9 protein-coding genes are annotated in these 9,848 nt (G+C 59.6%); 6 read left to right on the top strand and 3 right to left on the bottom strand.

The annotated features are described in order from the left end of the window. Nucleotides 1-65: 65 nt before the first annotated feature. Nucleotides 66-407: a helix-turn-helix domain-containing protein gene (locus LG31_RS20940; protein ID WP_108570760.1), complete on the top strand. Its 342-nt coding sequence runs from the start codon at nt 66-68 to the stop codon at nt 405-407. A gap of 570 nt (nt 408-977) precedes the next feature. Here LG31_RS20940 and LG31_RS0108020 read toward each other — a convergent pair. After that, on the bottom strand, nt 978-1,601 hold the full coding sequence (locus tag LG31_RS0108020) for a helix-turn-helix transcriptional regulator (protein ID WP_033113963.1): 624 nt from the start codon (nt 1,599-1,601) through the stop codon (nt 978-980). Nucleotides 1,602-1,707: 106 nt separating this feature from the next. Here LG31_RS0108020 and LG31_RS0108025 point away from each other — a divergent pair, with 106 nt between their 5' ends. Both LG31_RS0108025 and LG31_RS0108030 read left to right on the top strand, forming a co-directional pair. Further along, on the top strand, nt 1,708-2,937 hold the full coding sequence (locus tag LG31_RS0108025; RefSeq protein ID WP_033113964.1) for an MFS transporter: 1,230 nt from the start codon (nt 1,708-1,710) through the stop codon (nt 2,935-2,937). A gap of 109 nt (nt 2,938-3,046) precedes the next feature. Further along, nucleotides 3,047-3,865, top strand: a complete 819-nt coding sequence (locus tag LG31_RS0108030) for a Cof-type HAD-IIB family hydrolase (RefSeq protein ID WP_033113965.1) — start codon at nt 3,047-3,049, stop codon at nt 3,863-3,865. A 51-nt stretch (nt 3,866-3,916) separates the two neighbouring features. On the opposite strand, the gene LG31_RS0108035 is transcribed toward LG31_RS0108030, so the two are convergent. Then, complete coding sequence (locus LG31_RS0108035; RefSeq protein WP_033113966.1) at nt 3,917-4,480, bottom strand: DUF2799 domain-containing protein; 564 nt, start codon at nt 4,478-4,480, stop codon at nt 3,917-3,919. 207 nt (nt 4,481-4,687) lie between these two features. Between LG31_RS0108035 and LG31_RS0108040 the strand changes: the two genes are divergently transcribed. Together LG31_RS0108040 and LG31_RS0108045 are read left to right on the top strand one after the other, a co-directional pair. Beyond that, nucleotides 4,688-5,527, top strand: coding sequence for an isopenicillin N synthase family dioxygenase (locus tag LG31_RS0108040; protein ID WP_033113967.1), 840 nt, complete (start codon nt 4,688-4,690; stop codon nt 5,525-5,527). A 211-nt stretch (nt 5,528-5,738) separates the two neighbouring features. Next, nucleotides 5,739-7,055, top strand: coding sequence for a sodium-dependent transporter (locus LG31_RS0108045; protein ID WP_033113968.1), 1,317 nt, complete (start codon nt 5,739-5,741; stop codon nt 7,053-7,055). A 3-nt stretch (nt 7,056-7,058) separates the two neighbouring features. Here the strand turns inward: LG31_RS0108045 and LG31_RS0108050 are convergent, their stop codons facing one another. Further along, nucleotides 7,059-7,778, bottom strand: coding sequence for a substrate-binding periplasmic protein (locus LG31_RS0108050; RefSeq protein ID WP_033113969.1), 720 nt, complete (start codon nt 7,776-7,778; stop codon nt 7,059-7,061). 416 nt (nt 7,779-8,194) lie between these two features. Here LG31_RS0108050 and LG31_RS0108055 point away from each other — a divergent pair, with 416 nt between their 5' ends. Further along, nucleotides 8,195-9,508 (top strand): sodium-dependent transporter, encoded by a 1,314-nt coding sequence (locus tag LG31_RS0108055; RefSeq protein WP_033113970.1) that lies wholly within the window; start codon nt 8,195-8,197, stop codon nt 9,506-9,508. Nucleotides 9,509-9,848 lie beyond the last annotated feature (340 nt).

A 9,848-nucleotide genomic window follows, 5' to 3' on the forward strand; every position in this document is an offset into this window, starting at 1 on the left:
GGCCATAGCCAATCCGTGGGCCGGTATTAGCATGTTTTTATTTCAAGGTAAAATAAGGGGGTCTCGTGCCACGATATTTGAGAGTTGCACAATGGTTGCTTGAACAAAAGGGGCCAGTTAGCTCACGTGAGATTGCGAAGGTATTCAATGTCTCGACTTGGGCTATAAGCAGTGATTTCGTAAAAATTTGTCATCAATCAGATATTTTTGAATGTAGAGAGATGAAAGAAGTAACAAGAAATGGTAGTGAACACTTTTTACATGTGCTATTTATACATCCTTACATAATAGATAAGCGAGGTGTTGCTAAGTTAGATAATGGCAATGAAAGTCGATTTAATTTACAGAAAACATGGCAGATTTTAATATCACAACCTTGGGGGGAAGTTTCATCTCTCATTCACTGAGTAATCGATTGCCACTTTCATTAATGTAATATTAAACTTTAAATTATATGCATTTATTCTTGTGTGGTTATTTAGAGAATAAGCAGTTCATGCTCTCTGCATATTGAAGATAGGTTTCCCTCTAACTCCACATTTAGCAGCTTTCACTATTGGCATGTATTGATGAATAAATAGCTGTGGGTATATAAAACTGGTTTATCTTCGCTGCGTAGCTGCGGAATTCCCCGCGCTAGAGACGACCATTGAGAATGTACTCATGCACACCTGTCAGAAGTTTCGTTGCTTACGAGGTCGGTTGGCAGCCGCGGATGAAGTGATGAGGGCGTTGGATAAAAAGGGGGGGGGCGAGGAATATAAGCCTGATTGACTGGCTGAAGATGTCTGAGAAGAGGCTGACGTTGCTGTCGAGCATTCGGGGAACATTAGTGGATTGATCCATGTAAATCATTACAAACCTGACAACGTCAGAATGAGGCCCCAATTGCTATAAAGTTAGTTTTGCTATCTGAATTCTTCCTTATTCTTTCACCATACGCTCTTGTTGTTTTTGGAGGGTGGCCAACGGCGCTATCAGAGCGCGGTCGGCGTGATGCGATAGAGGCAGCGGTGCGCGCCATCCAGCAGATACTGCTCCCGCTCCACCGTCGCCGGTGCCAGCAGCTGGCGAAACAGCGCCAGCTCGCTGCGACAGAAACCGCGGCAGGTGCGCGCCGCCGCACAGATGGGGCAGTGACTCTCCCACAGCAGCCAGCTGCCATCCTCCTCGCGACTGATCTCCGCCATATAGCCTTCGCGGCTGCGCAGCTCCCTGAGCGCCTCCAGCCGACCGGACAACCCCTTGTTGCCCAGCGTCTGCTGATAGCGTGCCAGCATCTGCTGCTCCCGCTGCAGGATCAGCCGCTCCATCCCCTCCTCGCCAAACAGCTCGCGCACGTTGTCGATCAGCTGCACGGTCAGGTCGCTATGGGTATCGGGGAAGCGCTGCCAGGCCTGCTCGGTGAGCTGCCACAGCCGCACGGGACGACCGCGTCCGCGCGCCTCGTCGCTGAATGTGACCCACCCCTCCTGCTCCAGTGCGAGCAGGTGCTGGCGGGCGCCCATGGAGGTCATCTGCAACTGCTCCCCCAGCGCGGCGGCGCTCTGCGGGCCATGGCTCTTGAGCAGAAACAGGATCTTGTCGGTGCTTGCGTTCATGACCCCATTATGGCGAGACCCTTTTATTAAATCAACAATTCACTTTACTTAATACCGATTATCACCCAGCATAAATAAACCAATTACTTTACTTAATGGGTGCGACATGGCGAAACAACAGCACAAAAACCCCCTCTGGGTACTGGTGATGACGGTCACGCTGGCGGTCGCCGGCTTCAGCCTCCCCTCCCCGGTATTGGCCCCCTTGCTGCTGGATCCGGCGCAGGGAATGCTGACGCCGGAAGCCTCCGACTGGAGCCGCAAGGTGTGGCTGGGGGTCATCATGGGGCTCTATCCCCTGTTCCAGCTGGTGGGCAGCCCCTGGCTCGGGCGGCTCTCTGACCGTTACGGCCGCAAGCCACTGCTGCTGCTCTCGCTGGCTGGCGTGCTGACCGGCTATGCCCTGATGGCACTTGGCATCGCCTGGCGATCCCTCCCCCTGTTGCTGCTCAGCCGGGTGGTTGAGGGGCTGTGTAACGGCAACATCGCCATCGTGCAGGCGATGGCGGCGGATCTCGCCGGCAAGGAGCACAAGGCGCGCAGCTTCGCCTGGATCAATATCGGCATGAATCTGGGCTGGGTGGTGGGGCCGGTGATCGGAGGCTACGCCGCGGTGATCTCGGGGGATTACAGTCTGGCGGCCTGGCTGGCAGTCGCGATGACCCTGCTCAACCTGCTGCTGGTGCTCTGGCTGGTGCCCCATCGTCCGCCGGTGGCAGCCGCCCGGCAGGCACCGACCCTCTCCAGCCGCCAGCTGTTGCTGCAACCGGCCCTGCTCCCCTACTTCGCCCTCACTCTGGTCAGCTATGGCGCGGTGCAGCTCTACTTCACCTACTTCAATATCTGGCTGGTGGAGCGGCTGGCCTGGGATCCGGCCCAGCTGGCGCAAGCGGCGGTGCTGGTGAGCCTGCCGATGATGGCGGGCTCCTGGCTCGGCTCCCACATCGCCCGCCACTGGCGCGGCAGCTCTCTCGGCATCGTCGGCCATCTGGTAATGGCGACCGGCATGCTGCTCTTTATCCTGCCGAGCCACTGGTGGGGACTGGCGCTCACCTTCATTCCGGCCGGCATCGGCATGAGTCTGGGGGAGCTGGCCACCTCGGTGGCGGTCTCCAACCGCAGTCATGCCGAGCAGCAGGGGCAGGCGATGGGGCTCTACCGCGCCCTCGCGGTGAGCAGCGAGATCCTGGCGGTCGTGCTCGGTAGTCTGGTGCTGCTGGCAGGGAGCGAGTGGCCCTTCTACCTTGCCACCCTCTGCGCCCTTGCCAGCGCCGCCGGTTTCTATCTGCTTCGCCAGCGTGCCGACCGCCACCAACAGGTGGCCAGCTGCGCCTGAGCCGGCAAAAGATCACAGTTCGGCGCTCCGCCATGCGGCAAAACTTGCATCGGGGCGCCGGGTCTGGGACGGTAAGGCTCTTGCTGGTTTGTTCGATGCTGGAGGAGTTATGAGTGAGTACAAGGCCATCGCCCTCGATATGGATGGCACCCTGCTGACCCGGGATCACAAGATCTCGTCGGCCACCCGGGCGGCACTGGCGCAGGCGCGCGCCCACGGCATCAAGGTGCTGCTGGTCACCGGGCGCCACTTCATGACGGCGCGCCCCTTTCATCACGAACTGGCGCTCGATACCCCCATCATCTGCAGCAACGGCGCCTGTCTCTACGACCCGACGACAGATCGCATTCTGGCAGGCGATCCGCTGGCCCGCGCCCCGCTCAACGCCCTGCTGGCACAAGTCGAAGCGCAGCAGATGGGTGCCCTGTTTCACCTGAGCGAGGGGATCGGCTACATCGGCTGCGAGGAGCATGTCACCCGCATCCGCCACTGGTCAGCCAATCAGCCGGATCACCTCAAGATCGCCATCCATCCGGTCGAGGAGCTGGCAGGCTGGCTCGACAACCCGGTCTGGAAGCTGGAGCTGTTCAATCAGGATCCGGCGCGCCTGCACCGCTTTATGGACGAAGAGCGCGATCTCATCCCCTTCACCCGCGACTGGGCGGCCCCCTACGCGGTGGAGCTGGTACAGCCCGGCTGCAGCAAGGGCAACCGGCTGGCCCAGTGGGCCGCCAGCGAGGGCATTGCGATGGAGCAGGTGGTGGCGTTTGGTGACAACAACAACGACATCAGCATGTTCGAGCAGGTCGGGCTGGCGGTAGCGATGGGCAATGCGGCCCCGCAGATCCAGCACCATGCCGACCAGGTCACCGCCGATCACAACGAGGATGGCATCGCGCTGGCGCTGCAGCGCTGGGTTCTGCCCTGAGCGGACAGGATGCAAGATGGCCAGCCGCGATGGCTGGCCACAAGAGATGGCTTAGTTGCCGAAGGAGAACTGGATCACCCGATCCGGATAGCGCAGCCGGTCATATTCACGGCGCAGGGATTCATAGTGGCGAATGGCGCGATTGCGCTTGGCGCGGTAGTAGTCGCGCTGCTCGCTGTTGGTCTCGTTACGGATGCTGCGCTCAAGATCGTCGATATCCCGCTCGGTGCGCTCCAGCTCGTCGCTGATCTCCCGCAGTCGGGTCGCCAGCTTGTACTCTTCATAGCCGCGCTGGTACTGCTTGAGGAAGCTGGCATCATTGGGACAGACACCGCGATACTCCTGCCCCTCCTTGCCCTTGCTGTAGGCCAGCTCGGGGATGCAGTAGAGCTCCAGCCCCTTGTCGTAACCCCGTTTCCACTCTGCCTCGTCCACCTTGAGGCCATACTCGCCGCAGGTGGAGACGTAGTCCCGCGCCTGATTGCGGGTCTTGCCCTGCTCACCATCCTGATAGCCAAGGTTGTACCAGCTCATGGTGCGGCACTCATCTTCCGACAGGGAGCTGCATCCGGCCAGCAGCAGCGGCAGGGTGAGCAACAGGATCTTCGAGGACATGGACAGACTCCGGAAAAGACAGTGGCTGGCATTCTAGTGAGGATGGGCAGGCAGGACAAGGGAGCCACTCTCGCCACTATTCGCCTCTTTTATCTGATGTTTTTATCACTATCAGGCACGGGGCGGTCGCTGGAGGCCGCGTCCCTTTCCTTGTTACGGCTTGCAGGGTAAACTGCGCCATCTTTTAACTGGTGCGCAACAAAAACAATGAAAGTCCTGACTGTCGATTACCGCTCACCCGATGCGGCCCAACGCTTCACCGAATCCCTGCGTACTACCGGCTTTGGTGTGTTGACCAACCACCCCATCCCGAAAGAGCTGGTGCAATCCATCTACGACAACTGGTATCGCTTCTTCATGAGCGAGCAGAAACAGGATTTTCTGTTCAACCGCGAAACCCAGGATGGCTACTTCCCGCCATCGGTCTCCGAGGTGGCCAAGGGCCATAGCCAGAAGGATATCAAGGAGTACTTCCACCTCTACCCCTGGGGCCAGATGCCAGAAGAGCTGAAAGAGCAGGCGATGGAGTACTATCGTCTGGCCAACGGTCTGGCCGCCGAGCTGCTGGGCTGGGTCGAGCAGCATACCCCGGCCGATATCGCCGCCAACTACAGCTGCCCCCTCTCCTCGATGATCGACGATAGCCAGAAGACCCTGCTGCGGGTGCTGCACTATCCGCCGTTCAACGGCACCGAGGAACCGGGCGCCATCCGCGCCGCCGCCCACGAGGATATCAACCTGCTCACCATCCTGCCCGCAGCCAACGAACCGGGCCTGCAGGTGAAGGGTTCCGACGGCGAGTGGATGGATGTGCCGTGCGACTTTGGCACCCTCATCATCAACATCGGCGACATGCTGCAGGAGGCCTCCCGCGGCTACTACCCCTCCACCACCCACCGCGTCATCAACCCGACCGGCGGCAGCGCCAGCAAGTCGCGCATCTCCCTGCCGCTGTTCCTCCATCCGCGGCCCGAGGTGGTGCTCTCCGAGCGTCATACCGCACACAGCTACCTGATGGAGCGGCTGCGCGAGCTGGGCGTAATCTGACCTGCCCTGCCAGTCTGGCATCAACCCAAAACCGGAGCAAAAATGCTCCGGTTTTTATTTGTTGGCACAATCGCGCAAATAAGCGAATTTTATTGGGCGATCGTGCCAATAAATCGTATTTACGGCTGGCAAGCTGCGTAGTGATTGCGGACCCCTTTCCGTAATATGAGCGCCATTCTGGCCCAGCCATGGGCCCTCGATTGGAGTTCAAATGATGCAGTCCCAATGGTCCTCCCGCCTCGGCTATATTCTCGCTGCCGCCGGCTCCGCCGTCGGTATCGGCGCAATCTGGAAGTTTCCCTACGTTACTGCCGTCAACGGCGGCGGTGCCTTTCTGCTGGTCTTTCTGCTGTTCAGCTTCACCCTGGGGGTAGCCGTGCTGATGGGCGAGACCCTGCTTGGCAGCATGAGCCGCCGCGGCGTTGCGGGCGCGTTTGGCGAGCTGCTCGGCAAGCGCTGGAGCTGGGTCGGCGTCATGGGGGTGCTGAGCACCCTGCTGATCTTCTGCTTCTACAGCGTGGTGGGCGGCTGGACCCTGGGTTATACCGGTATGGCCGCTGCCGGCCAGCTCAATCATGGCGATGCTGCGGCCCTCACCGCCCGCTTCAATGACTATGTCAGCGGTGACGTCTGGCCCATTCTCACTCATCTACTGTTTGCGGCACTGACCTGGATGGTAGTGCAGGGCGGGATCCAGAAAGGGGTGGAACGCACCATGCGCTGGATGATGCCAGCCCTGTTCGTGATGATCCTGATGCTGGTCGCCTTTGGCCTCACCCTGCCCAACGCCATGGAGGGGGTGCGCCATTTCCTGATGCCCGACTTCAGCAAGCTGGGGATGTCCGGCGTGCTCGACGCCATGGGACTGGCCTTCTTCTCCCTCTCCATCGGTCTGGGTATTCATACCACCTATGGTGCCTACCTGCCTTCCAGTGAAGGGGTTGGTCGCTCCAGCCTCTGGGTGGTGCTGCTGGCCAGCATGGTGGCGGTACTGGCGGGCTTGATGATCTTCCCGGTGCTGGCATCGACCGGTATCGACCCCGCTGCGGGCCCGGGCCTCACCTTCATGACCATGCCGGCGGTGTTCCAGCTGTTGCCCTTCGGTCAGGGCCTGGCGGTGATCTTCTTCTCCCTGCTGGTCTTTGCCGCGCTCTCCTCCGCCATTTCGCTGCTGGAGCACCTGCAGTGCTTCCTGTGCGAAACCTGGGGCTGGTCGCGTCGTAACGCCTGCAGCGCCATCACCCTGTTCGTCATGGTGTGCGGCATTCCGGTCAGCCTGTCGTTTGGCCCGCTGCAACATGTCACCCTGTTTGGCAAAACCATCTTCGAACTGCTCGACTTCATCACCTCCAACCTGATGATGCCGCTGTTCGGCCTGATGCTGACGCTGCTGCTGGGCTGGAAACTGGGGCGCAAGGCGCTGCTGCCACAGGGGCTCTCTGCCCACTGGCATCACCTGCTGATGAACTGCTGGCGCTGGATTGCTCCGCTGCTGATCGGCGGGATCCTGGTTCGCGGTCTTATCTGAGGATCAATGATGATGGGTGGGCTCACCGGCCCGCCCCTCTATGGCTCTCACCTTGTCCAAGGCTTGTTGCCAACGGGCTATCTCACCATCGTCAGTGGCTCTGGAGAAGGCGATGTAGAGGCCGGCCTCATGAAGCAGCACACCACTGCTGGCCACGCTGTGACGGGATAGCCCCATCTTGTCGAGAGTGGCATCCATCACTCTCTCCGCCATCGGCAAGGCATCTATCTTGCCCAGCATCAGCCGCTCGATAGCCTCTGTCACCGTCTTGTAGCGCACCAGATTGGTGTAGCCCTCATGGGTCAACCGCACATCATCGGCATTGCCAAGCACCACCCCGACTCGCGGCAGTTGACGCAGCTGAGCCAATTCGGTCAGCGGACGGGCACTGCCCGGTGCCTGATAGATAAAGACCCGGTTGATAAAGAGGGGGCCCACCCATTTGAACAGCGCCTCCCGCTCCGGGATCCGCTGCACCACAAAGAGCGCGTAACCCGGCTCGACCTGAGTCAGCGCCAGCGCTCGTTTGAGCGGATAGAGCCGGACGGGATAGTCACTACCCAGCTCATGTTGCACCTGCTGCACCAGTCGAATAGCCAGACCGTCGAGCTTGCCGTCGCGGGACTCGGTAAAGGGGGGCAGATCATGACTTAGCAGCGTTAATCCCGGCTGGGCCGACAAGCTCAGACTCAACAACAGCCAGGGCAGAACCATCCATCTCATACGACATCCTGTCTCATATTTGGCGCTTGCCGGGTCAGCTGATGACCGCAAGTTCCACAAGAAGCTAGCTGGATTATCGCCCAGTCACGGGTGAAAGGGGATAAAAGATAGGGCACACCAGCCCCGCCTCTACGGTGAACCATGAATGCAGCCCATCGCCATCAAAAAAATTTTATTTTATGTGTCAATTTTTCTTTCCATGGTTTAGGCTGTCCCCTCATTCACTATTCAAGCTGTCACCCATGTCTGCCATCCTCGTGCTGTTTGGTCGATTTTTTATCTCGCAAGAGAGGTGACCTTGCACGCACAGTTTTCTGAATGTTCATTGCAAAGGTCGCCTCGGGCGGCCTTTTTGTTGTCTGTCGTTTATTGCTACAGAGGAGTATTGCTTCGATGTCGTGTTACCCGGAGGTTGTATGAGCCAGGTTCAGTGGTCTTCCCGTCTTGGTCATGTGTTGGCCGCAGCAGGTACAGCGATTGGCCTTGGTGCCATCTGGAAGTTTCCCTATGTTACCGCCACCAATGGCGGCGGCGCCTTCCTGCTGGTGTTTCTGCTGTTCAGCTTCACCCTGGGGGTAGCGGTACAGGTCGGCGAGACCCTGCTCGGCAGCCATAGCCAGCGCGGGGTGCTCGGCGCCTTCCGCAAGCTGGTGGGGCCGAACTGGCGCTGGATGGGGTATATGGGGATCCTCTGCGGCTTCTTTATCTACAGCTTCTACAGCGTGGTGGGCGGCTGGACCGTGGGTTATGCCGCATTGGCGATGGCCGGCAAACTCAACCTGAGCGAGGGAAGTGCCCTCACCGCCCTGTTCAACGGCTATGTCAGCAACCCCTGGTGGCCGGTGCTGACCCATCTGATCTTTGCCGGGCTCACCTGGTGGTTTGTGCAGGGTGGCATTCAGAAAGGGGTGGAGCGAGCGCTGCGCTGGATGATGCCGGCGCTGTTCATCATGATGTTGCTGCTGGTGGGGGTTGGCCTCTCCATGCCGGGCTCCATGGCGGGCGTGCGCCAGCTACTGCTGCCGGACTTCTCCATGCTGACCGGCCAGAGCGTGCTGGATGCGCTGGGGCTGGCCTTCTTCTCCCTCTCCATCGGGCTCGGGGTACATACCACCTACGGCGCCTACCTACCCAATAGCGACGGCGTGGTGCGCTCCGGCGTCTGGGTGGTCACCCTGGCCAGCCTTATCTCGGTACTGGCGGGGCTGATGATCTTCCCGGCGCTGGCCTCCACCGGCATCGACCCGACTGCCGGGCCCGGGCTCACCTTTATGACTATGCCCGCCGTCTTCAGCCATCTACCGTTCGGTCAGGGGTTAGGCATCGTCTTCTTCCTGCTGCTGCTGGTCGCCGCGCTCTCCTCCTCCATCTCCATGCTGGAGCATCTGGTGCGCTTCACCACAGAGGAGTGGGGCTGGTCACGCCGCGGCGCCTGTCGGGTGCTGACCCTGCTCATCATGGCTTCCGGCATTCCGGTGAGCCTGTCGTTTGGCCCATGGAGCGATCTGACCCTGTTTGGCAAGACCATCTTCGAGCTGCTCGACTATCTCACTTCCAATCTGATGATGCCGCTGTTTGGCCTGGTACTGACCCTGCTGCTGGGCTGGCGACTGGGTGATGCAATTCTGTCTGCAAGCCTGTCACCCACCTTGCGCCTTGCGCTGCTCTGGTGCTGGCGCGTGGTGGCGCCGCTGCTGATCAGCGGGATCCTGATCCGCGGGATCATGTAACGTCGATCACCACGATGAGGGCAGGCTCTGGCCTGCCCTTTTTCTTGCCGCTCGCCAGAGGCGGCAGTCAAGGAGCGGCAATAAGATGAGCAGGCATCAGCAGACTAAGAGCGGGAATGGCAAAGGGCGCTTGGATAAGACGGGAGCAGACGGGAGCAGACGGGAGCAGACGGGAGCAGACGGGAGCAGACGGGAGCAGACGGGACAGGTTAAGAGATCGAGCAATAGAAAATACTGATCACTGAATTTCAGGCAAAAAAAATCCCCATCTGAGTGGGGATTTTATCTGCAACCGCAGCTGATATCTCAGCCTCGCTTGCGAATATGGTGGTCGTTACTG

This window comes from Aeromonas lacus, assembly GCF_000764665.1.
Taxonomy (GTDB): domain Bacteria; phylum Pseudomonadota; class Gammaproteobacteria; order Enterobacterales; family Aeromonadaceae; genus Aeromonas; species Aeromonas lacus.

What these genes read in the sequence shown, in the direction of transcription:
- LG31_RS0108040 (WP_033113967.1), top strand. Translation starts at nt 4,688, where the DNA reads ATGAAAGTCCTGACTGTCGATTACCGCTCACCCGATGCGGCCCAACGC.
- LG31_RS0108045 (WP_033113968.1), top strand. Translation starts at nt 5,739, where the DNA reads ATGATGCAGTCCCAATGGTCCTCCCGCCTCGGCTATATTCTCGCTGCC.
- LG31_RS0108020 (WP_033113963.1), bottom strand. Translation starts at nt 1,601, where the DNA reads ATGAACGCAAGCACCGACAAGATCCTGTTTCTGCTCAAGAGCCATGGC.
- LG31_RS0108035 (WP_033113966.1), bottom strand. Translation starts at nt 4,480, where the DNA reads ATGTCCTCGAAGATCCTGTTGCTCACCCTGCCGCTGCTGCTGGCCGGA.
- LG31_RS0108025 (WP_033113964.1), top strand. Translation starts at nt 1,708, where the DNA reads ATGGCGAAACAACAGCACAAAAACCCCCTCTGGGTACTGGTGATGACG.
- LG31_RS0108050 (WP_033113969.1), bottom strand. Translation starts at nt 7,778, where the DNA reads ATGAGATGGATGGTTCTGCCCTGGCTGTTGTTGAGTCTGAGCTTGTCG.
- LG31_RS0108055 (WP_033113970.1), top strand. Translation starts at nt 8,195, where the DNA reads ATGAGCCAGGTTCAGTGGTCTTCCCGTCTTGGTCATGTGTTGGCCGCA.
- LG31_RS0108030 (WP_033113965.1), top strand. Translation starts at nt 3,047, where the DNA reads ATGAGTGAGTACAAGGCCATCGCCCTCGATATGGATGGCACCCTGCTG.